This is a genomic window from Aestuariivivens sediminicola, assembly GCF_022662015.1.
GTDB lineage: Bacteria > Bacteroidota > Bacteroidia > Flavobacteriales > Flavobacteriaceae > Aestuariivivens > Aestuariivivens sediminicola.
The window spans coordinates 118683-143277 of sequence record NZ_JAKMCM010000002.1 but is presented as its reverse complement, the minus strand read 5'-3'; the positions used below and the strand labels follow the sequence as shown (position 1 = coordinate 143277).

Here is a 24595-nt window from a genome sequence, read left to right as displayed (position 1 = left end):
CCCTTTTCTAGGTGAAATCTATGCCTTGAAATCATCTGAAGGGATGCTTCAGAATCATGAAACATCAGGTGGCTATAAACTTAAAAAGGTCCTGATTGTCATAATTTAACTTTCAGGACCTTCTAATTTATGTCTAGGTTGCGTTTATTTCAATTTCTTTTTCACTTCAACCTGACGGAATGCCTCTATGATATCGCCTTCCTTTATATCGTTGTAATTTTTTATCTGCATACCGCAGTCATAACCTTTACTCACTTCCTTGACGTCATCTTTAAAACGTTTCAATGAAGTCAATTCACCTGTAAATACGACGACACCATCCCTAATTAATCGAATACCCGAATTTCTAAATATCTTTCCATTGGTTACCATACATCCGGCAATGGTTCCAATTTTTGAAATTTTGAAGGTTTCTCTTATTTCGGCAGTTCCCGTAATCTCTTCTTTGAGTTCAGGAGATAACATACCTTCCATGGCATCCTTGAGATCGTTGATGGCATCATAAATAATAGAGTAGGTTCTAATGTCAATTTCTTCCTTGTCTGCCAGAGATCTCGCATTACCGACCGGTCGTACATTAAATCCAACGATGATGGCGTCAGAGGCAGAAGCCAACAACACATCGCTTTCGGTTATTGCACCTACTCCTTTGTGTAAAATATTCACCTGAATTTCTTCCGTTGAAAGTTTCTGGAAGGAATCTGTCAATGCTTCAACCGAGCCATCAACATCACCTTTCAGGATGATATTCAACTCCTGGAAATCACCTAAGGCAATACGGCGTCCTATCTCATCTAAGGTAATATGACGTTGTGTTCTTACCGATTGTTCACGTTGTAATTGGGCACGTTTTGCCGCAATTTGTTTGGCTTCACGCTCATCTTCAAAAACGTTAAACTTATCCCCCGCCTGTGGCGCTCCGTCCAGACCCAGAATAGAAACTGGAGTCGATGGTCCGGCCTCTATAACATCCTTTCCTCGTTCGTCGTACATGGCCTTAACTTTACCACTATGCTGCCCGGCCAATACGTAATCGCCAACACGTAAGGTTCCAGCCTGAACCAAAATTGTAGAAACATAACCACGTCCTTTATCTAAATAGGCTTCAACTACCGTTCCTAAAGCCGGTTTATTGGGGTTGGCCTTTAATTCTAACAATTCGGCCTCCAACAACACCTTCTCTAAAAGTTCCTTTACTCCTGTTCCCACCTTGGCAGAAATATCGTGCGATTGGATTTTTCCTCCCCAATCCTCAACCAACAGATTCATATTGGCTAATCCTTCCTTGATTTTGTCAGGATTTGCATCCGGTTTATCTATTTTATTGATTGCAAACACAATAGGAACACCGGCAGCCTGGGCATGCGATATAGCCTCTTTCGTCTGAGGCATAATATCGTCGTCTGCAGCAACTACAATAATAGCCAAATCCGTTACTTGGGCACCACGCGCTCGCATGGCGGTAAAGGCCTCATGACCAGGTGTATCTAAAAAGGCAATTTTCTGACCATCTTCCAACTGCACCCCGTAAGCTCCAATGTGTTGGGTAATTCCACCAGACTCACCGGCTATAACATTTTCCTGTCGAATATAATCAAGTAATGAGGTCTTACCATGGTCAACATGCCCCATTACGGTAACAATGGGCGCTCTTGGTTTGAGATCCTCAGGTTTATCCTCCACTTCTTCAATCGCCTCCTCAATATCTGCAGTTACAAACTCCACTTTATACCCAAATTCTTCTGCCACAATCGACAAGGTCTCTGCATCCAATCGTTGATTCATGGTCACCATCATTCCTAAGGACATACAGGCTGATATGATTTGCGTCACCGGAACATCCATCATTGTGGCTACCTCGCTGGCAGTCACAAATTCAGTAACCTTAAGAATTTTGCTTTCAGCTGCTTCTAACTCCTGATCCAGCTGAGATTGCTCCCTGTGCTGCTCTCTTTTATCTCTTCGATATTTTGCGCCTTTCCCTTTGCTAGACTTCCCCTGAAGTTTTTCGAGGGTCTCACGCACTTGCTTTTTTACGTCCTCTTCACTGGGTTCTTCTTTAACCACATTTCGACGCCCACCTTGTTTTCCTTTAAACTTACCAGATCTGTCACCGCGCTGACCGTCTCCTTTGCTTTCAAAAGGACTGGCCGCCTTACTAATGCGTCGACGCTTCTTTTTACCCCTGGCATCCTGTTTATCTGAGTCTTTTTTATCTTCCTTCTTTTTCTTGGGTTTTTTAAACTGCGTTAAGTCTATTTTATCACCCGCTATTTTTGGTCCGGATAACTTCTGATATTTGGTTTCTACTTTTTCCTCAACAGGTGGCACTTCTTCTTTGGCCTTCTCCTCTGTCTTTTCTTTACCAGAGACCTCTTTTGAAGGTTCTTTTTCTAACTTTTTGGACTCGGCCTTCTTATCCTCCGCTTCGGCAGCTGTTTTACTTGTTTTTTCTGCAGATTGATCCTTCTTCGGCGTTTCCTTCTTTTTTGGACTCAAATCTATTTTCCCAACCTGCTTAGGCCCTGAAAGCGTCTTCGAAGCTCTAACAACCTCATCCTTTTTGGCTAACTCTTTATGTTTTTCTTCCAGTTCACGCTCACGTTCCTCTCGCAATAGATCTTTTTCCTTCTGCTTTGCCTCACTCACTTCCTGAGATGCCATTTTTTTATTGGCATCGGTCTCAAATTCATTCGAAAGAATTTTGTAGACCTCTTCAGTAATCTTTGTGGTTGGGCGCTTCTCTATTTCCACACCCTGGGAATCCAAAAATTCCACGGCACGGTCTAAAGAAATATTTAGTTCGCGTAATACTTTATTTAATCTAATTGTCTCAGCCATAAATTGCCTTTAAAATACTTAAATATTTGGTTGACTACCTCAATGCACTGTATTGAGCAGCCATTTAGTCTTCAAATTCCTCTTTTAAAATTCTAATAACTTCCCTAATGGTCTCTTCCTCTAAATCTGTTCTTTTCACGAGATCATCCAGATCCTGCTCTAAAACACTCTTAGCCGTATCTAAACCGGCTTTACTGAATTCTTCAATAATCCAGCCATCAATTTCATCGGAGAACTCACTCAGTTCGACATCTTCTTCGGCACCTTCTCTAAAGACATCTATTTCGTAGCCAGTCAATTGACCTGCCAGTCTTATATTATGTCCTCCACGACCAATGGCCTTACTCACTTCCTCAGGCTTCAAAATGACCTCAGCCCGTTTATTCTCCTCATCTATTTTCAAAGAAGTTACCCGAGCCGGGCTTAAAGACCTGGTGATGTAAAGCTGAAGATTATTAGTATAATTGATAACATCGATATTTTCGTTCCCTAATTCTCTCACAATGCCATGAATCCTCGAACCTTTCATTCCAACACATGCACCAACCGGATCGATCCTGTCGTCATATGAATCCACGGCAACTTTTGCCTTCTCTCCCGGTATTCTTACCACATTTTTAATGGTGATAAGCCCATCAAACACTTCCGGGATCTCCTGCTCAAACAATTTCTCAAGGAAGGTTGGAGAGGTTCTGGACATGATAATTGCAGGCTTAGCTCCTTTCAGCTCAACACTTTCAATAATACCGCGTACGTTGTCTCCCTTTCTGAAGAAATCCGATGGAATTTGTTTATCTTTTGGTAAAACGATTTCATTGCCTTCATCATCCAGCAAAATAACAGCGCGGTGTCTTATGTGATGTACTTCCGCAGTGTAAATTTCACCCACTAGGTCTTTGAACTGTTTATAGATTATGGTATTGTCGTGTTCGTGAATCTTAGAAATCAGATTCTGACGCAAAGCCAAAATGGCACGTCTTCCTAAATCGATTAGTTTAACCTCTTCAGATACGTCTTCACCAACTTCAAAATCAGGCTCAATTTTACGAGCTTCTGAAAGCGAAATCTCCTGATTCGGATCTTCTACTTCACCATCGGCAACAACCACCCTGTTTCTCCAAATTTCTAAATCCCCCTTATCCGGATTAACGATAATGTCAAAATTATCATCATCTCCATACTTCTTTTTTAAGGCACTTCTAAAAACATCTTCTAAAATGGCCATTAAGGTTACACGATCTATTAATTTATCATCTTTAAACTCCGAAAAAGATTCAATTAACGCAACATTTTCCATAACGCTTTACTCAATTAAAATTTAATCATAACTTTTGCTTCCACAATATCGTCATAAGCAATATTTGCTTGCTTTTTTACGGTGACTTTACCTTTGCCTATAGGTTTGGGCTCTCTTACTTTCCATTCTAAAGTAATTGTTTCATCCGTGGCCCGGGTTAAAACACCTTCTATTTTTTCATCATTGGTCTTTAGCCCCAATGTTCTGTTGATATGCTTTTTATACTGTCTCTTGTTCACTAATGGTGCCGTAGCTCCGGCAGACATCACCTGCAACGAAAAATCATGCTGCTCACGGTCCAGATTATGTTCAATGCTTCGACTTATAAACATACAATCCTCAACTGACACGCCTTGGTCACCATCGATTACGATCTTAATCCCGTTGTCATTTGAAATACTGAAATCGATGAGGAATAAATCAGGTCTCTGATGTAACGCTTCCTTCAGCAAATTTTCTACCGTCTGTACAAACATTTTTAGTATAAAAAGAGGGGACTCTCCGTCCCCTCTGAATTCTAATTTTTCCTTTCAACGCTGCAAATATATAATATTTTAATTAATTACAGCATAGATTGCAAATGAAATTAAAGCTTAACTCTTAAACCTATAGGTAAATTCGAATCATCACCACAAAATCGAAGTTCGACACTACGGCATGACCTTTTTTAGGTGTTGAGACAAACGCGCTCAGAACTCGCTTCTCGCCCTTTCGACATTTGGTGTAAACTAAAAATCCCGGCTCGTATCATGAACCGGGATGCTTTTATGTTGGCCTACTAGGGCTCCCCTCGACGCTCTCCCTTTTTCAAAGTCAGACGCTCGGGACAGGCTTCTCGCCCTTTCCACATTTGTCATAAACTAAAAATCCCGGCTCATATCATGAACCGGGATGCTTTTATGTTGGCCTACTAGGGCTCGAACCTAGACTCTTCTGAACCAAAATCAGACGTGTTGCCAGTTACACCATAGGCCAGTTTCTTTCAGGGAATTAGCTCCCGCAAAGGCAGGTGCAAATTTAGTACAAAGTTTTTTTTGCGCAAGGGTTTTTAGAAAAAATAATCGTAAATACTTAACGTTAATATAAAAATATTAGTAATAGCATATTTATTGCTAAATTCGCCATGGCTAAAAAACATGGATATTTTATGACACATTTCAACTTTAAAAAATGGAACACCCTGTTAGGATGGTTTTCTTTTTTAATAGCGCTAATAACCTACAGTCTTACTGTTGAACCAACGGTAAGCTTTTGGGATGCCGGAGAATATATACTGACATCCTCAAAACTTCAGGTCGGTCACCCACCAGGAGCACCTTTATTTCAAATGCTGGGTGCTTTTTTCTCCTTGTTTACTTTTGGAAACAACGCCCTCATTGGCTGGATGATGAACATGATGAGCGCCGTTGCCAGCGCCTTTACCATATTATTTATGTTTTGGACCATTACCCTGCTACTAAAAAAATTGGTTTCTCAGGGTGATACTCAGGATCCACAGAAAGATATTGCCATTTTGGGAAGCGGTCTTGTTGGAAGTTTAGCTTTTACCTTCACCGATTCGTTTTGGTTTAATGCCGTCGAAACCGAAGTTTATGCTATGGCCACCCTAATTATGAGCGTTTTATTTTGGATGGCGCTGCGTTGGGAACGGGATATGAATAACCCAAGGGGAAACAAATGGCTTATTTTAATCGCTTTTATAATCGGTCTGTCGTTTGGAGTCCATTTCATGGGACTGTTAACCATCCCTGCCATTGGTCTGATCTATTATTTTAAGAACTACAAAACCATAACGGTAAAGAATTTTATAATTGCCAATGCCGTGGCTATAGCCGTTTTATTGTTCATTTTTAAACTGCTGGCCCCCAATATCCTCAAGTTTTTTAGTGCCTCTGAATTGTTTTTCGTCAACTCAATTGGTCTTCCATTTAATTCCGGGTCCATTATTGCAGGTATTGCCCTTGTCGCATTAATTCATTATGCCCTAAAATACACCCGCAAAAAAAAGTATGTTCACCTAAATACGGGTATTCTGTGTTTGACTTTTGTAATCATTGGTTTTTCGACCTGGCTTATGCTCCCCATTCGAGCCAACGCCAATGTCGTTATCAATGAAAATAATCCATCGAGTGCCCGAGAGCTATTGGCCTATTATAATCTCGAACAATATCCTGAGACCCACTTGTTTTACGGACCATTGTTCACAGATCAATATGCATACCTTGATGAACAGAATCCGTATGCGGACGACAAACCTAAATACGAAAAAGATGAGGAAAAAGGGGTCTATACCATAGTAAACGACTACAGGAACGCGAAGCAAAATTACAACTCAAAACACGCCGCCATTTTACCCCGTATGTGGAGCCCTGAACATGCTGAAAACTATATGATGTTCTCAGGTTTTTTAGATTTTAATCTGAAACCGGAGTATCAGATGGAAAATGAATTGCGGTCGGCAATAGCAAATTTTAAAAATGATGTCCTCCAGGGGAATGTAGATTATGAGGATTATAATAATTTTCTAAAACGGTTTAAAAGTTATATCGATATTGAAAAACCTTCTTTGGGAAGCAATATTGCCTATATGTTGGAATATCAGTTGGGCTATATGTACTGGCGTTATTTCATGTGGAATTTTGTTGGGAGACAAGACGATGTTCAAGGGCGTTACGATAACCACGGAAACTGGATCAGTGGCATAAAACCTATTGATGAATGGCATTTGGGATTATCTCAGGATAATCTGCCTAGTGACGTAAAGGACAATAAAGCCAGAAACACCTATTATTTCTTGCCCTTGATTTTGGGCCTAATCGGGTTTTTCTTTCTGTTCAATACCGATAAAAAATTGTTTTGGGTTATGCTGGTCTTTTTCCTGTTTACAGGATTAGCCATACAATTTTATACGAATGTAAGACCCTTTGAGCCTCGGGAGCGTGATTATTCGGTAGTGGGCTCCTTCTATGTGTTTGCACTCTGGATAGGTTTCGGGGTATATGCCTTGTTTGAGATTCTTAAGCATTATATTCCGAAACAATTAGCAGCACCGGTTATCTCCGTTGTTTGTTTGATTTTGGTACCGACAATCTTGGCCGCTGAAAATTGGGATGATCACGATCGATCGCATAAGTATACGGCAAAATCTATGGCCAAGAAGTATCTGGATTCCTGCGCCGAAAATGCCATCCTGTTTACCATTGGAGATAATGATACTTTTGCCTTATGGTATGCTCAGGAAATTGAAGGATACAGAACCGATGTCCGTGTTGTTAATACGAGTTTATTTCAGACGGACTGGTACATAGACCAAATGAAACGTAAAGCTTATGAAAGTGATCCTATACCGTCTCAGTTGTCGCATGAGAATTACAAATTCGGAACTAACGAATATGTGGCTGTTGAAACAGTTATAAGGGATACTTTAGAAATTAAAGAAGCCTTAAATTTTATTGCAAGCGACAATCCGAGAACAAAGTACCGATACATTCTCCAGCAACAGGACATTGATATATCTCAGATAAGAAGTCAGGATTTAAATGCTAATTATTTACCTACACCGCATTTAAAACAATCTGTTAACAAAGCGAACGCTCTAAAATATGGTATTGTAAAACCCAAGGATGCTGATAAAATGGTAGATACCATTTACATCAAGATAGGCGGCGGTGCCATTCTTAAGAATAGGCTATTAATGTTGGATATTGTTGCCAACAACAACTGGGAACGGCCTATTTATTTTACGGGAGGGGCTTTCGGTGATGACGACTATATTTGGATGAAAGATTACCTCCAACTGGATGGTATGTGTTACAAATTGGTTCCTATAAAAACCCCTGTGGATCGTGCCAATCCCTTTGACATGGGACGTGTTGACAGCGACCTCATGTATGAAAAAGTAAAACACTGGGATTGGGGGAATAGCGGTAGTCCGAATATCTATCATGATCCGGAAACTCGAAAAAATTCCATTACCTATCGCGGTAATTTGGCCAGATTGATAGAACAACTCATTAATGAGAATAAGTTAGATAAAGCCGAAGAAATAGCCGATATAGCAATGGAACATATGCCGGTTGACTATTATGGTTACTACACACTTCTGGAACCCTACATCAGTGCCTACTACGAAGTTGGGAACCAGGAAAAGGCGCGACAACTGTTTGTAAAGGTGGCGGCTAAATATCAGGAAAATTTAGTCTATTACAGTGGCTTGAAAATTGCAAATCAGGAACGTCTCTTTGAAGATATTTACACGGATATTCAACGCTATAAAGGTTTGTTGGATGTACTGGTAAGACATGACGAAACCTTTGCAAAAACGGAGGGTGATATTTTCAACAACCATTTGGAAATGTTCAAGCACTTCTACGGGGTTGATGAACCCGAAGAAAGCTCAGAAGAACCTATTATTGACAAGGACTTTCCAGGATCCGACAGTTTGCCTATTATAGACACAACCGAGTAATTTTTTATGGGTATTACTCCAGTTAAAACACCAGTTGTCATAAAGAAAATGTTTCCAAATTACATTTGGGACATGCCGGTTAAAAGCAAATCATTGTACCTGACCTTTGATGATGGGCCAACACCTGATATTACCGATTGGATTTTACAAACATTGGATAAATTCAATGCCAAAGCGACTTTTTTCTGTATCGGTAACAACGTCAGTAATCACCCTGAATTATTTAAACATATGGTGACTTCGAATCACAGTTTCGGAAACCACACCCATAACCATATGAAAGGTTGGAAAACCAAAACCAAAGATTATATAGACAACATTCACCTCTGTGAAACTACTTTTAAATCGTGTTTACCGAAACCCGAGTCCCCCGACGTTCAGAACGTATCACTTCAAAAGCAGCGAACTGAAACCACCAGCCTATTCCGTCCGCCATATGGAAAAATGAAATCGAAGCAAAGTAAGCATATTCTTAATATGGGATATAAAATTGTCATGTGGGATGTGCTGTCGTTTGACTGGGACCAGCAGACCCCAAAAGAAGTGTGTTTGAACCACGTCATTACAAAATCTACAGAAGGGAGTATCATTGTTTTTCACGATAGCATAAAGGCCTCAAAAAACATGACTTATGCCTTGCCCCGGGTATTAGAACATTTTAGTGAAAAAGGCTTTAGGTTCGAAGCTATTTAGTCTCATTAACAACCGGATAGCCTTATTAATTGGTAGGAAAAACGATCTGTTTGATATTTTTATTAAAACTTACAGGGAACAAACGTTTAAATGTATTGCTGTATGATCCCGATAAGTGTATTGGCATCTTGTTCCCCACTTTGGCGCCACTTCATTTCACCTCCTTTGTAAATGATAAGGGTGGGTAGTCCTTTAACCCGAAGTGCTTCAGCAAGCTCCTCATTTTTATCAACATCAATTTTAATGACCTTTGCCTTATCGCCTAAAGCGGCAGCTACATCACGAAGCACAGCGTGCATAGTAGTGGACTGTTCGTTCCATTCGGTGTAAAAGTCCAATAAAACAGGAACTTCCACATCTATTAGTTCACCAAATTTTGACATCAGTATGTGTTTTATAGTCAAATGTCCTTATACAAACCTAAGTGTTTTTTTAAACAATAAAACTCGCGTTTGTTTAAGTTCGCAAAACCTAATAATTTAATAAATTTAAGAATTTTCCCAACATCTGCAATACTTACCTCTCCTATTATACTTCAACAACACCTTTTTTAAGCTCGATCACTGTAATTTCAGGCCAAATACCGACCCGTCCCGGGAATGCCAAATAGCCAAAACCTCGATTCACATTAATATACTGTCCTGCTTCTTCATATATTCCGGCCCAATACTTATAACGCCATTTCACCGGGCTCCACTTAAACCAACCGGGTATCTCTATTCCAAACTGCATCCCGTGGGTATGCCCGCTAAGGGTCAAATGGTAATGCTTAGGGTCCTTGATCACCTGCTTTTGCCAATGTGTCGGATCATGACTCATTAAGATCTTGAAGTCGTTTACATCTATGTGTTGCGCTGCCTTGTTCAAATCGCCCGCTTTTTTAAATCCTCCTGCACCCCAATTTTCAACACCTATCAAGGCAATACGCTGCCCGTCTCTTTCTATGTAGCGACTTTCATTCAACAATAAATCAAATCCAATCTCTCTTTGAAGCTTTTTTAAATAGTCTAAATTCTTTGTTTTGGCCTCTTCTGAGTCCCAGGTTACATAGTCTCCATAATCGTGGTTCCCCAATACGGAAAACAGACCGTCCTTGGCTTGAAGTTTATTAAAGATAGTTGTATAGGGTTGAAGCTCATCCGCTTTGTTATTCACGATATCGCCCGTAAATAGAATCACATCACTGTTCTGACGGTTAATTAAATCAACCCCATATTTCACCTTATCGTCATTGTCAAAACTTCCGGAATGAATATCACTAATCTGGGTGATTTTGTATCCATCGAAGGCCTCCGGCAAATCTTCAAAATGCAAGGTGTACTTTAAAACTTTATAATTGTATTTACCCTTATATATTCCATAAAGAATAGAGGCCAATGGAAGCGCTGCAATACCCAGGGCTATCTGACTAATAAACTGTCGCCGTGAAGCAAAATAATTGCCTTTAGCACTATCTCCCTCCGTAAAAAATCTATAAATTGCCAAAGGTATCCTGAAAATATCTTCGCTTAACATAACCAGAAGTAAAACCATCTTAGGGATTAAAATAGCCACAAAAAAACCAAACGCGTAGGCATGAGCATGTGAAAAACCATCCCTTCTGTTAAAGCCGTAATAGTGCATTACGAAATTCCCTATTACCAGAATGGTGACAACCCAATACAGTACATTAAGCCATTGATTTTTACTGACTGTTTTGAAAGCCTGGTAGGCATACAGATCAATAATCCCGAAAATGATTATAAAAATAATCCAGCGTAGCATTTTTCTTTTTATGTCAAAGATAATTTATTTAAACTCAGTAATTTAATTCTACCCGTATATTTAACGATACCTTAAGATTTTGCGCAGATTGCAATATTAAGACATCCGATTTAATAAGGCTCCCCTTATTTGAAAGCGCTTACAATAGCTGCGATATTATTTTTATCGGAATAAACGGCAAGGGTCTCATCAAAGAATTTTTTACTATTCATGGGTATCCTGGGTGGCTCATTAACTACTTCGGTGGTCGATGCAGATACATGGATTTCGGTAAACCCGGCCTGCTTAAACCGATGTACATTGTTAGGGTTTATACCTCCACCGGGTAGTATGCCAATCCTGCCCTCTGCGTAGGCCTTCAATTCAGAAATCAGTGCAATGCCCTCCTCCGAAGAACGTTCCTGACCAGAAGTAAGTACGCGATCTACCCCTAGTTCTATTAACTGTTGTAATGCCTTTCTTGGGTCAGTTACCCAATCAAAAGCTCTGTGGAAGGTGAATGGTAAGGGTCGTGCCAGATCGACCAGTGTTTTTGTACGTTCAAAATCTATGGAATTATCTTGGTTTAATAGCCCGGATACAATGCCGGCACATCCCATTTCTTTGCATTTAGCAATATCATATTTCATGATTTCAAATTCATCATCTGAATAGGTAAAATTTCCACTGCGCGGTCGTATTAAGGCAAATACGGGAATGGAAACAGACTGGATGACCCGCTTTATTAAACCATATGACGGTGTAATGCCACCAATAACCAGTTCCGAACACAATTCGATACGATGGGCCCCGGCCCTCTGCGCATTTAATGCCGATAAATATGAATTTGCACAAACTTCAACAACCATAAATTATGTCAGTTTTAATTACTAATTGAGCCCATGAAATTGCAAATTATTACCCACAAATCAAAAATACTTTTCGTAGTTTTGGTTTTCTTGTCTGTTTAAGCAGCGTTAAAAAGTGCTCTGAAATGATTTCAGCGACTTTATGTTATGGTTCAATGACCGTATTATGCTCATAGCGACAACAAAACAATACATAATCCTTCAAATACAATGTCCGATAAAAAACGCCTCTTTTTAGTTGATGCTTACGCTTTAATCTTTCGAGGTTATTATGCATTTATAAAGAATCCAAGAATCAATTCTAAAGGAATTGATACGTCTGCGATTATGGGATTTATGAACTCGCTTTTAGATGTGATCAAGCGGGAACGCCCGGATCATCTGGCTGTTTGTTTTGATAAGGGGGGAAGTACAGATCGTATTGAGCTCTATGAGGATTATAAAGCAAACCGAGATGAAACTCCTGAGGCTATAAAAATCGCCGTTCCCTATATACAAGAGATATTGAAAGCCATGCATATTCCAATTATGGTAAAAGAGGGTTACGAGGCAGACGATGTTATAGGTACCTTATCCAGGCAAGCCGAACAAGAGGGATATCAAACCTACATGGTTACTCCGGACAAAGATTTTGCCCAGCTGGTTACCGATAATATATTCATGTACCGCCCTAAATCATTTGGTGGGGGTTATGAGGTTTGGGGTATTCCTGAAGTACAGGAAAAATTCGAGGTGGAGCGTCCGGAACAGGTCATTGACTTTTTAGGAATGATGGGAGATAGTTCGGACAATATTCCAGGGTTTCCCGGAGTTGGTGAAAAAACGGCAAAAAAGTTTATCCAGGCTTACGGGAGCATGGAAAACCTTTTGGCCAATACCCATGAACTTAAAGGTAAAATGAAAGAAAAGGTAGAGGCCAACAGTGAATTGGGATTGCTTTCAAAAAAACTGGCCCGGATCATGTTGGATGTCCCCGTAACATTCGATGCCAAGGATTTTGAGCTGAATCATCCTGATATTGAGGCGGTAAAACAAATTTTTCAAGAATTGGAATTCCGGCGTTTAACAGAAAACTTTTTAAAGACCTTTGCCAACGAAAGCGATACAGATACGGCAGCTTCAGACCCACCGTCAGGCACAGCGTCCGAAATAGCAGCTTCGCAGAGTACACAAACCCCTATACCGAAAAAGACTACTGCTGCGGGAGCCGGGCAGTTTTCCCTCTTTGGAGATAGCAGTACTGAAAACCAGGACTCCGATCAGCCTGTTTCAGGTTATACCAGACGCACTGCAGATACCACTTCGCATTTTTACCAAAGCATTACATCGGCCAAAGCCTTAACGCTTTTTTTAAGCAAACTCATGTCTCAAAGCAGTGTGTGCTTTGACACCGAAACGACTGGATTAGATCCCATTACAGCCGAATTGGTGGGCATTGCCTTTTCCTGGGAAACCGGTAAAGGGTATTATCTTCCCTTTCCGGAAAATAGGGATGAAACGCGGAATCTCTTAGAACAATTACGCCCCTTCTTTGAAAATGAGACTAACGAAAAGATCGGTCAGAATCTAAAATACGACATTAAAGTGCTTGCCAAGTATGATATTACCGTAAAAGGGAAACTATTCGACACCATGCTGGCTCATTATTTGATAAACCCCGATATGCGCCATAATATGGATGTGTTGTCCGAAACCTATCTCAACTACTCCCCTATCTCCATAGAAACGCTGATTGGTAAGAAAGGAAAGAACCAATTATCCATGCGTGAGGTGGCCCTGGATAAACAAACTGAATATGCCGTTGAAGATGCCGATATTACGCTGCAATTAAAGGCCCATTTTCAAAATGAATTGGGACAGGCCAATACCCAAAAATTGTTCGATGACATCGAAATCCCTTTATTACGCGTCCTGGCCGCGATGGAATTGGAAGGCATCAATTTGGATAAGGGATTTTTGAATACGTTATCGGAACAATTAAATAAGGACATCAAGGACCTGGAGGTTGAAATTTACCGAGAAGCGGGTGAAGAATTTAATATTGCCTCTCCAAAGCAACTGGGTGAAATATTATTCGACAAGTTAAAATTGGTCGACAAACCCAAAAAGACAAAAACAGGACAGTACTCTACGGCTGAGGATGTGCTGAGTTATTTGGCAAAGGACCATACTATTATTCAAAAGATATTGGATTACAGGGGACTGGCAAAATTAAAAAGCACCTATGTCGATGCCTTGCCCGATCAGGTGCAACCATCAACCGGACGGGTGCATACGGACTACATGCAGACGGTTGCGGCTACCGGGCGATTGAGCAGTAACAATCCCAACCTTCAGAACATTCCCATTCGTACTGAGCGGGGCAGACAGGTACGAAAGGCCTTTATCCCTAGGAACGAAAATTACACCCTTTTAGCTGCCGACTACAGTCAGATTGAATTGCGTATAATTGCCGCATTGAGTCACGAGGATACCATGATCGAGGCTTTTAAACAGGGACAAGACATTCATGCCTCAACGGCTTCCAAAGTATTTAACGTACCCATTGAGGAGGTCACACGCGAGCAACGCAGTAATGCTAAAACAGTTAACTTTGGAATCATATATGGCGTTTCGGCCTTTGGTTTAAGTAACCAGACCGATTTATCAAGAAGCGAAGCCAAGGACTTGATTGATACTTATTACGCCACATACCCGAAATTAAAACGCTTTATAGGTGAGCAAATTAATTTTGCCCGAGACCATGGCTATGTTCAGACCGTTTTAGGGCGGCGTCGCTATCTTAAAGATATCAATTCCCGTAATGCGGTAGTTCGAGGGGCGGCCGAACGCAATGCTGTAAACGCTCCCATACAAGGCAGCGCTGCAGATATCATAAAGATTGCCATGATCAATATCTATAACCAATTGGAAGCACAGGCCTACAAAACCAAAATGTTACTTCAGGTACACGATGAATTGGTATTTGATGTCTATCGACCGGAATTGGAAGCTATTAAATCCATGGTAAAAACCGAAATGGAAAATGCCTACAGCCTGGAGGTACCATTGGTTGTCGATTTGGGCCTTGGCGATAATTGGCTGGAAGCCCACTAATTTTTTACATCGCATTTTACCGTTGGGGGAAGCCACATATTTAATGCTTAAAATAAGCACATAGAAACATAAACAGTGTGTATGACTGAAAAGTCCGGATATAGAAATCCCTAAATATCCTATAAGAGTCATTTTTAGGTACTGCAAAACATATGAAAAAATTTAGAATAGCAATTATTGTCCTGCTTGTAATAACTCAAATTGAAGTGCTTCAAGGTCAGCAAACGACCCATGCGTCTTCAGACAATTCCGGAACCATAGAATTGGATGGAAGCCGATTGACGTATCGTATTGAAGGCCATGGAACGCCATGTCTTGTAATTGGCTCATCTGTTTACTATCCCCGAACCTTTTCCGACAACTTAAGACGGTATTTAAAACTGTATTTCGTAGACATGAAATGGTTTGCGAAAGATTACAAAGCAGAAGCCTTACATAAAGTCACCATTAAATCCATTGTAAACGATGTAGAGCAGATACGCAAAGCTCTACAACTGGAAAAGCCCTTGATTATGGGACACAGTATTCATGGCACTATTGCAACCGAATATGTGAAAACATTTGGAGATCAGGTTTCAGGACTCATTGTAATTGGATCCCCTTCAGAATGGGGCAATGCAACATATGATAAAAAGGCTGCAGAACTCTGGGCATCCGCTTCAACCGAACGAAAAAGACTTCAGGAGGAAAATTGGGGAAACCTAAAGGAACTCGATCGATTGACCGGTCAGGAAGAAGCATCTGCAAGATATAACACCATGTCTCCGCAGTACTGGTTTAATCCTGAATATGATGCAGGCTGGCTATGGAAAGATATGACGGTACATTCAGAACTAACACAGCATTTATTTTCAAAGGTGTTTCACGATTACACTATGTTCGACCCTGGGACAACGATAACTGTGCCTCTATTTGTGGGCCTGGGCAAGTATGATTATGTGATCCCCTATACATTATGGAACACGGCTCATAACTATTTTCCAGATTTAAAATTGGTGCTGTTCGAAAAAAGCGGTCATACACCACAATTGGAAGAACCTCAGCACTTTGATGAAGCGCTTGTTGAATGGATCAAAATTAAATGCAATTAGTTCATCCATGGATCACAGGACTTTCATTAAAACAACGATTGCGAGTGCTGCTGTATGCAACCTGTTTTAAGCAACACCCAAGGACTGCTAAGGAGAGAATTAAAAATGAACAAGTATATTAGACACTTCTAAGACATCAATTATGAAAATCGTGACAGACCACATCAGAAAACTTCCCTTTGCAATTTTACTAATACTTGTAGTTGTTGGGTGTAATAAGAAAAATAAGGACCCCCATCCCCATTTAATGGAAGATAAAGTGTCTTCAAGACATGGTCTTGCACCCGTTATTGATTCGATAGATCAGGATATAAAAAATGGGGACTACGGACTCGTTGACCGGTTCATGGTGATACAACATGAAGAACTGCTTGCAGATTTTAAATACTCCCAAGACTACGAAACCATAGCCCAAAAATATGACACGACCAATCATCAATACAATTACGATCATCCCAATTGGCATCCCTACTACAGGAATACCGATCTGCACACATTGCAATCGGTGACCAAGAGTGTGAATTCTATTCTTCTGGGTATTGCGTTTGACATGTATCCCGACTTTAATGTCAACACAAAGGTGATGCCCCTGTTTTCAGATTATGCTCCTGAGATTCAAGACAACAGAAAGAATGACATCACCATTGAAGATTTGCTAACCATGCGTGCCGGTCTTCAGTGGAAAGAAGGAGAATATACAGACCTCTCAGACGATTGCATTGCCATGGAAGCCAGTACAGATTGGATTACATATGTGATGAACAAACCCACTGACACCATTCCGGGAACTCACTTTAAGTACAACAGTGGAGCCAGTGTTATATTGGGTAAAATTGTAAACATAATAACCGGGGAAAAAGCAGACCAATGGGCGGAAGAAAAACTGTTTGGTCCCCTGGGGATTACGGACTATTATTGGAAAAAAACACCGGCCGGAGAAATAGATACCGAAGGCGGTCTGTATCTCAGAGCTGAAGACCTCGCAAAAATCGGGGCTTTGTATCTAAATCGAGGGAAGTGGAAAAATGAACAAATTGTTTCAGAACCTTGGGTTGAAGCCTCCATACAACCTGTAGTGAATGAGATCGCTCCGGAAAAATTGACCAATATAGGATATGGCTATCAATGGTGGGTTCCTTACCACATCAACGGTAAAACGAAGATTTTCCTGGGAAATGGATACGGAGGACAGTTATTAATGGTAGCTCCGGAATACGATCTCATTGTTCTGTTTAACGGATGGAACATCCATGAACCTCCAAAAAAACACACCTGGAATGTTCTAAAAGACAGACTATTTCCCGTACTTGAAAGACACAACTAGTACGAGGTAACCACATACAAAACCAAAACATTATGAATCGCGTTATATTATTTGTCATCATTAGTTTATCCATTTGTGCATGTCATAAAATCGAAAAAAAAGACAGAGAAGATTCCTTTGAACAGGAACAAAGTTCATCTGAAAAAACAGGGATTTACGGCAATTATGTCGATACCGGATATGAGCAACGAGCTGAGGGATTCGACTGGGTAGCGGTAACGGTTAGACAAGGCGACAATGAAACTATTGATATCTCCGTGCGATCGCGTGCCGATAAAAAAAGACCAACCTGCACCTTTGATGCTCTGGCCTACAAAAGAGATAAAAATACCTATGAGGCCGTTTATAATGGAAAGCGCATTGTATTTGAATTTAACGATACACGTATTACAATTTCAACGGAGGACCCAAATGATATAAACGTTCTGAACTTCTTTTGTAACGGAGGGGCTAGTCTGGGTGGTACTTATAAAAAAATAGACGGGGCATTAGATCGGAATCAAATCGATCTGACGACATTTAGTAAAGTGCTCAACTTACAGGGCATTGGCTTTAACGTCTCTTCAATAGAAAAAAATGACACCAACACACTCACTATTTTCACCTTTGGGCTGGAAAGACGTGATTATAACGAAACCTTTAATATTGAAGGTGAAGCGGTGGTCAATGCAGAGGTTGAAGATCTCAATTCGGATGGCTCTCCGGAACTTTTCGTGTATACAAAAACCCTTGACAGCAGTGCTTATGGACGTGTTTACGCGTTCTCAGTGAACAATAAAAAATCGATGAGTCAGGTCTATTTCAAACCGACATCAGAAAACGACAACATAAATGAAGGCTATAATGGACAGGATTCATTTTCCGTTGTTGAAAACAGTTTCATGCAACGCTTCCCCATCTACAAGAAAGAAGGCAATAAGACCATCCCCACCGGTAAAATAAGACAGGTGTCATACAAGCTGGTTGAAGGCGAAGCCATGAGACAATTAAAGGTGGATGGCATGACGGAATATGAAACTAATTACAATTAAGGACCATAACAATACAAATATCAAACACAACACTATGAAAACAACATTTCAATCTGGAAGAAGAGGGTTTCTCAAACGCTCGGCTTTAACCACAGCAGGACTTTTTACAATTCCAATGGCCAATTTTGCCCATACAAAACCTATGATTGCTTCGGATAATCCATATCTAATAGGACCTCTAGAAGGTTATGCACCTCGTATTGGCACATTGCTTTCAACAATGAATATGATGCGTAATTGGGTCATCAATACCGTTAAGGACTTAACAACGGAAGAACTGGATTTTCAGATTGACGACAAATCAAACTCTATTGGGGCTATGCTGCTGCATTTGGCCGCCTGTGAAAGGTACTATCAGTTAAATACCTTTGATGAAATGGAATGGGGGTCCTGGGATGATGCCATCAAAAAAGAATGGGATGTGCCTATGAAACTCGGGGAAGAAGGCAGAAGGCAGATAAAGGGGCATGCGATTGACTATTATCTCTCCAAACTTGAGGAGGTACGGAACATAACGAAAGAAGAATTTGCAAAAAGAGAGGATAATTGGTTAATGATATCTAAACCCTTTTTTGAAGGTAAGCTCACGAATAACCATTGCAAATGGTTTCACGTTTGTGAGCATGAATCCAACCATAATGGACAAATAAAATTTATAAAAGGTAGACTTCCATAAAGATCAACAAATTACAAATGGAAACCACATTAGATAAACTGGAACACTTACTAACATCTGGGGTTACCTATTTGTCGAATGCCTCGGAACAGGAATTAACACAAAAGGTGAATCCAAAAAAATGGTCTAAAAAGGAAATTCTCGGCCATTTAATAGATTCCGGGATACATAACCTGCAGCGATTTACTGAAATCCAATTCGAACTTAAACCATACCACATAAGACCTTATAATCAGGACGCCCTGGTTAAGGCTAATAATTACCAGAATGCGCAGACAGTAGATTTAATTAATTTCTGGCAGGTCATTAACCATCGTATCATGGATATCATCGGACAACAAACACAGGAATCCTTAACCTATAAAATTAAATTACCGAATGGAAGTATCTCAGACCTTGTATTTCTTATGACAGACTATGTAGATCACCTGGAACATCATCAGAAACAAATTCTTAATCACTGAAAATTGTAACAGCCCTGTTAACAGAGCTCCTACATGGTTTTTTAATAATACATTAGGAACTCTCAAGACCATAGAATTTGTTAATCAAAACCTAGATTTCTATAAGGTGAATTACAGGGTTAATTTTATTGAAAATAATACATCTCCCTATTTGGTAATCAAATATATAATCGTAAATTTGCAAACTCTTTTTGGAAGAGGAATGTTTAATAAGAAAAAATTATAAGTGTGGACACATTAAGCTACAAAACGATTTCGGCAAATAAAGCAACTGTAAACAAGCAGTGGGTTTTAGTTGATGCTGAAGGTCAGGCGCTTGGTCGTTTAGCTTCAAAGGTTGCAAAACTTTTAAGAGGTAAGCACAAGCCAAACTTCACACCACACGTTGATTGCGGCGACAACGTTATTGTTGTCAATGCTGAAAAGATCAGCTTATCCGGTAACAAGTGGAATGACAAAACCTATATCCGTCACACTGGCTATCCGGGTGGTCAAAGAAGTTTAACTGCTACAGAACTGTTTGGAAAAGATCCTTCAAGAGTAGTAGAAAAAGCAGTAAAAGGAATGCTGCCTAAAAATAAATTAGGGGCAGATTTATTCCGAAACTTAACCGTTGTTGTTGGTTCAGAGCACCCTCATGCAGCTCAAAAACCAAAAGCAATAAACTTAAACGAATTTAATTAATGGAAGTAATTCACAAAATCGGCCGTAGGAAAACGGCTGTTGCTCGTGCTTATGTTGCCCCGGGAAAAGGGAACATAACGATTAACAAAAAAGACTTAGCTAGTTACTTTACAACAGCTACATTGCAGTACAAGGTAAAGCAACCACTAGTTATGACTAACAATGATGGCAACTTTGATATTACAGTTAATGTATATGGAGGTGGTATTACTGGACAGGCAGAAGCCGTTCGATTAGCAATTTCTCGTGCTATGTGCGATGTCGATGCCGAAAACAGGACCATACTGAAGCCAGAAGGTTTATTAACGAGAGACCCTAGAATGGTAGAGCGCAAGAAATTCGGACAGAAAAAAGCGCGTAAGAAATTCCAGTTCTCTAAACGTTAATACCAGAATTTGGATTGATATGCTGATCGCCCGCCTGCAAATCGGGCAGGCCGTTGAAGCATTTGCAGTCCATTTAAACAATTATTTTTTAACCCAGTTATTGTTGTCTATCACGCCAAGTCGTGAAGATTTAGTTTAGCATCTAAATGCTTAAGGCCACCTGATAAAACAGAGACCACTTAAGCATTGCTAATTCAACAGAACGTAAACTATTACAATCATGGCAGTAGAAGTAAAAGAACTACTAGAAGCAGGTGTACATTTCGGACACCTCACCCGTAAGTGGGACCCCAATATGGCCCCTTACGTCTATATGGAGCGCAACGGCATCCATATTATCAACCTTTACAAAACAGCAGCGAAAATGGAAGAAGCCGGAAATGCATTGGCAAAAATTGCGGCCTCCGGAAGAAGGATTCTTTTTGTTGCAACAAAGAAACAGGCTAAGGATATTGTAGCAGAAAAGGCATCATCTATCAACATGCCTTACATTACCGAAAGATGGCCCGGAGGGATGTTAACTAACTTTGTTACCATCAGAAAGGCTGTTAAAAAAATGACTTCAATCGATAGAATGAAGAAAGACGGTACCTTTGATACCTTATCTAAAAAAGAACGTTTACAGGTAGATCGTCTGAGGGCCAAGTTAGAAAAGAACTTAGGTTCGATTAGTGATATGACCCGTTTGCCCGGTGCTGTATTTGTGGTCGATATTAAGCGTGAGCACATCGCGATTAAAGAAGCTCAGAAATTAAACATTCCTATTTTTGCGATGGTCGATACGAACTCAGATCCACGTCAGGTGGACTTTGTTATCCCGTCTAACGATGACGCCTCAAAATCTATAGATAAAATTTTGAGCTACGTAACCACTGCAATCGCAGAAGGATTGGCAGAGCGTAAGGCTGAAAAAGAGGCTTCGGCCGATAAGGATGCTCCTAAAGCCAAAAAGGCAGCTAAAAAAGTAGCTGTAGCATCGGAAGAGGAAGAATAAAGAATAACATTAACACAACATAAACAAGTCGTTTAGTTCTTTTCTTTGTCCTGAACTTTGTCCGAGGGTTATCGAAAAAAAATAAACGACTTTTTACTTTTTAAATTATAATGAATTATGAGTACTACTGTAAAAGTAACAGCAGCCGAAGTAAATAAATTAAGACAAGCTACCGGAGCAGGTATGATGGACTGTAAAAAAGCGCTTGTTGAAGCTGAAGGCGATTTTGATAAAGCGATTGAGATTCTACGTAAAAAAGGACAAAAAGTTGCCGAAAAAAGAGCCGACAGAGACTCTTCTGAAGGCGCGGCCATCGCTAAAATCAATGCAGATGAAACTGTTGGCGTTGCCATTGTTCTTGGATGTGAAACCGACTTCGTAGGGAAAAACGAAAACTTCGTAGCATTGGCCAATCAGTTGGCTGAAGTGGCCTTGGATTATGATTCTAAAGAAGCGTTTTTAGCAGCCGATTTCGGTGGCATGACTGTAGCCGAAAAATTAACCGAGCAAACCGGTGTAATTGGTGAAAAACTGGATATCACAGCTTTTGAAAAGTTGGAAGCGCCGTATGTAGGTGCTTATGTACACATCAATAAGATTGCCGCTATTGTAGGATTATCGGCAAAAGTTGAGAAGGCCGAAACCCTGGTTAAGGATGTGGCGATGCAAGTTGCTTCAATGGGTGCCACAACATTGTCTTATAAGGATTTTGATCCTGCTTTCATTGCATCCGAAACGGAAGCAAGGATTGCGGTAATAGAAAAAGAAAATGAAGAGTTGGCTCGGTTAGGGAAAACGCTAAAGAATGTACCGAAATACATATCCATGGCACAACTAACTCCTGAAGTTTTGGCCCAGGCTGAAGCTGATGCCAAGGCAGAATTAAAGGCCGAAGGTAAGCCGGAACATATTTGGGATCGCATTTTACCAGGAAAAATGGAGCGATTTATTTCTGATAATACCACCCTGGATCAGGAAAAGTGTTTGCTCGATCAGAACTTTATTAAGGATGAGAAACAAACCGTGGCAAAATATGTGGCATCTTATGGCGATGTTGCGATTACTGATTTTAAACGTGTTACTGTAGGATAAACCATAACACAACCTGATATGGAACCATCAGGCTTATAGCTTGATGGTTTTTTTATGCATGCCATTCATATTCTATTCTTTTCACAGAGCCTAAGAAAAAATGGTGAACGCCATATCTTAATCCTGCTCGAAAACATAGGCTTAGCGTAGTTTAAATAAGGATATCCCTATCGCTTTCTGCGGCCATGCTCGGACCATTCAAAAACTGTAAGCATGTTGTCTCCAAATTAACAGGACAATTTTGAAGATCGTTGCCTACAAAAGCACAGGATTGTAACTACAAATAAAATTTATGTCCCTCAGAAATTAAATCCTTCCGCCTATAATCCTAAAATGTAGACTAAAGAGACACACGCATAAGTACTATTGAATGCTGACCATGTAAATTTATTTAGGTGGTAAAAAATAGATACAAAATCCATGTCGCAGCACTTATTTTGATAAATCGAGTATCGGTAAACAGCAAAAAAATGTTTAGTTTTGCACAACTTCGGCAATCAACTGCAAAAAATAAAACGTGTGAAATATAAAAGAATACTCCTCAAATTATCAGGTGAAGCGCTCATGGGAGATCGCCAATACGGGATAGACCCTCAGCGCCTGGCTGAATATGCTTTAGACATAAAGGAAATAACGGAAAAAGGTGTTGAAGTGGCTATAGTCATTGGAGGAGGTAATATTTTCAGAGGTGTTGCCGGAGCCAGTAACGGCATGGATCGTGTTCAGGGAGATCATATGGGCATGTTAGCCACTGTTATTAATGGTTTGGCTTTGCAAAGTGCTTTAGAAGACGCCGGACTGCAAACAAGATTACAAACGGCCATTAAGATTAATGAGGTGGCTGAGCCTTTTATTAGAAGAAAGGCATTAAGCCACTTAAGTAAAGGACGTGTGGTTATTTTTGGAGGTGGCACCGGAAATCCATATTTTACTACCGATTCTGCTGCCGTATTAAGAGCTATTGAAATTGAGGCAGACGTCATTTTAAAGGGCACACGTGTAGACGGTATTTATAATGCCGACCCCGAAAAAGATATCTCTGCGAAGAAATTTAATTTTATCACCTTTGATGATGTATTGAGAAAAGGGCTGAAGGTGATGGATTCGACTGCTTTTACACTTAGTCAAGAAAATAAATTGCCTATTATAGTTTTTGATATGAATAAAAAAGGTAATTTGCTTAAAGTGGTCTCGGGAGATAACGTTGGAACCGAGGTTAATTTGTAAAATTGTCGTAATTTTTAACCTGTATTGATCTAAATTTTAAAATCATGAATGAAGACATACAATTTATACTGGACACTGCAAAGGAAGCCATGGACAATGCGATCAAGCATTTGGAAAAGCAATTCGTCAACATTAGAGCCGGAAAAGCAAGTCCGGCTATGTTAGGCAGCGTAATGGTTGAGTATTATGGCGCCCAGACACCGTTAAATCAGGTATCTAATGTGAATACTCCCGATGGAAGAACTATTAGTGTACAGCCCTGGGAAAAAAGTATGCTTCAGGAAATAGAACGCGCTATTCTTTATGCTAATCTTGGATTTAATCCAATGAACAATGGAGAAATGATTATCATTAACGTACCGCCATTAACAGAAGAACGTCGAAGGAACCTGGCAAAGCAGGCAAAAGCTGAGGCCGAAGATGCGAAGGTCAGCATCAGATCGGCGCGCAAAGAGGCCAATCATGAGATTAAAAAGTTAGATCACGTATCGGAAGATCAGCAAAGTAATGCCGAAATTGATATACAGGAAATGACCGATACCTATGTTCACAAGGTGGATGAGATTTTTGCTGTCAAGGAAAAAGAGATTATGACCGTCTAGATCTCTACCCGACGTCC

Annotated in this window: 20 protein-coding genes and 1 tRNA gene; 14 read left to right on the top strand and 7 right to left on the bottom strand. The window is 40.2% G+C overall.

Annotated features, from left to right (window positions below; translation table 11 throughout):
* Positions 1–144: 144 nt before the first annotated feature.
* From infB to MR041_RS05575, 4 genes are all read right to left on the bottom strand, one after another.
* Complete coding sequence (gene infB, locus MR041_RS05590) at positions 145–2841, bottom strand: translation initiation factor IF-2 (protein WP_242092617.1); 2697 nt, start codon at positions 2839–2841, stop codon at positions 145–147.
* A 64-nt stretch (positions 2842–2905) separates the two neighbouring features.
* Complete coding sequence (gene nusA / locus MR041_RS05585) at positions 2906–4138, bottom strand: transcription termination factor NusA (protein WP_242092616.1); 1233 nt, start codon at positions 4136–4138, stop codon at positions 2906–2908.
* 14 nt (positions 4139–4152) lie between these two features.
* Positions 4153–4614, bottom strand: coding sequence for a ribosome assembly cofactor RimP (gene rimP / locus MR041_RS05580; RefSeq protein WP_242092615.1), 462 nt, complete (start codon positions 4612–4614; stop codon positions 4153–4155).
* A 426-nt stretch (positions 4615–5040) separates the two neighbouring features.
* Positions 5041–5113: transfer RNA gene (locus MR041_RS05575), tRNA-Gln, on the bottom strand.
* A 172-nt stretch (positions 5114–5285) separates the two neighbouring features.
* Between MR041_RS05575 and MR041_RS05570 the strand changes: the two genes are divergently transcribed.
* Together MR041_RS05570 and MR041_RS05565 are read left to right on the top strand one after the other, a co-directional pair.
* Positions 5286–8606, top strand: a complete 3321-nt coding sequence (locus MR041_RS05570; protein WP_242092614.1) for a glycosyltransferase family 117 protein — start codon at positions 5286–5288, stop codon at positions 8604–8606.
* A 6-nt stretch (positions 8607–8612) separates the two neighbouring features.
* The gene (locus MR041_RS05565; protein WP_242092613.1) at positions 8613–9299 is read left to right on the top strand and encodes a polysaccharide deacetylase family protein; all 687 of its coding nucleotides are present in this window, start codon (positions 8613–8615) and stop codon (positions 9297–9299) included.
* 86 nt (positions 9300–9385) lie between these two features.
* Here the strand turns inward: MR041_RS05565 and MR041_RS05560 are convergent, their stop codons facing one another.
* The 3 genes from MR041_RS05560 to MR041_RS05550 form a co-directional block, all read right to left on the bottom strand.
* Positions 9386–9682 (bottom strand): thioredoxin family protein, encoded by a 297-nt coding sequence (locus MR041_RS05560; RefSeq protein ID WP_242092612.1) that lies wholly within the window; start codon positions 9680–9682, stop codon positions 9386–9388.
* Between the two features lie 145 nt (positions 9683–9827).
* Positions 9828–11063, bottom strand: a complete 1236-nt coding sequence (locus MR041_RS05555; protein WP_242092611.1) for a metallophosphoesterase — start codon at positions 11061–11063, stop codon at positions 9828–9830.
* A gap of 125 nt (positions 11064–11188) precedes the next feature.
* Entirely contained in the window at positions 11189–11911 is a 723-nt protein-coding gene (locus tag MR041_RS05550; protein ID WP_242092610.1) for a copper homeostasis protein CutC, read from the bottom strand.
* 210 nt (positions 11912–12121) lie between these two features.
* Between MR041_RS05550 and polA the strand changes: the two genes are divergently transcribed.
* The 12 genes from polA (at position 12122) to frr (ending at position 24578) form a co-directional block, all read left to right on the top strand.
* Complete coding sequence (gene polA / locus MR041_RS05545; protein WP_242092609.1) at positions 12122–15007, top strand: DNA polymerase I; 2886 nt, start codon at positions 12122–12124, stop codon at positions 15005–15007.
* Between the two features lie 152 nt (positions 15008–15159).
* On the top strand, positions 15160–16098 hold the full coding sequence (locus tag MR041_RS05540) for an alpha/beta fold hydrolase (protein ID WP_242092608.1): 939 nt from the start codon (positions 15160–15162) through the stop codon (positions 16096–16098).
* Positions 16099–16240: 142 nt separating this feature from the next.
* A complete protein-coding gene (locus MR041_RS05535; protein ID WP_242092607.1) occupies positions 16241–17422 on the top strand; it encodes a serine hydrolase domain-containing protein in 1182 nt (393 codons plus the stop codon).
* 32 nt (positions 17423–17454) lie between these two features.
* Entirely contained in the window at positions 17455–18453 is a 999-nt protein-coding gene (locus tag MR041_RS05530; protein WP_242092606.1) for a PliI family lysozyme inhibitor of I-type lysozyme, read from the top strand.
* 34 nt (positions 18454–18487) lie between these two features.
* Positions 18488–19129 carry a DinB family protein gene (locus MR041_RS05525; protein WP_242092605.1) on the top strand — a complete coding sequence of 214 codons (642 nt, stop codon included), beginning with the start codon at positions 18488–18490 and terminating at the stop codon, positions 19127–19129.
* Positions 19130–19146: 17 nt separating this feature from the next.
* The gene (locus MR041_RS05520; RefSeq protein ID WP_242092604.1) at positions 19147–19593 is read left to right on the top strand and encodes a DinB family protein; all 447 of its coding nucleotides are present in this window, start codon (positions 19147–19149) and stop codon (positions 19591–19593) included.
* 228 nt (positions 19594–19821) lie between these two features.
* Complete coding sequence (rplM, locus tag MR041_RS05515; RefSeq protein ID WP_242092603.1) at positions 19822–20277, top strand: 50S ribosomal protein L13; 456 nt, start codon at positions 19822–19824, stop codon at positions 20275–20277.
* Positions 20277–20663 carry a 30S ribosomal protein S9 gene (rpsI, locus tag MR041_RS05510; protein ID WP_242092602.1) on the top strand — a complete coding sequence of 129 codons (387 nt, stop codon included), beginning with the start codon at positions 20277–20279 and terminating at the stop codon, positions 20661–20663. Before rplM ends, rpsI begins: the two co-directional genes overlap by 1 nt.
* A gap of 220 nt (positions 20664–20883) precedes the next feature.
* Positions 20884–21657: a 30S ribosomal protein S2 gene (gene rpsB, locus MR041_RS05505; protein WP_242092601.1), complete on the top strand. Its 774-nt coding sequence runs from the start codon at positions 20884–20886 to the stop codon at positions 21655–21657.
* Positions 21658–21774: 117 nt separating this feature from the next.
* Positions 21775–22749: a translation elongation factor Ts gene (tsf, locus tag MR041_RS05500; protein ID WP_242092600.1), complete on the top strand. Its 975-nt coding sequence runs from the start codon at positions 21775–21777 to the stop codon at positions 22747–22749.
* Between the two features lie 519 nt (positions 22750–23268).
* Positions 23269–23976 (top strand): UMP kinase, encoded by a 708-nt coding sequence (gene pyrH, locus MR041_RS05495; protein WP_242092599.1) that lies wholly within the window; start codon positions 23269–23271, stop codon positions 23974–23976.
* 44 nt (positions 23977–24020) lie between these two features.
* Positions 24021–24578: a ribosome recycling factor gene (frr, locus tag MR041_RS05490; protein ID WP_242092598.1), complete on the top strand. Its 558-nt coding sequence runs from the start codon at positions 24021–24023 to the stop codon at positions 24576–24578.
* Positions 24579–24595: the final 17 nt, after the last annotated feature.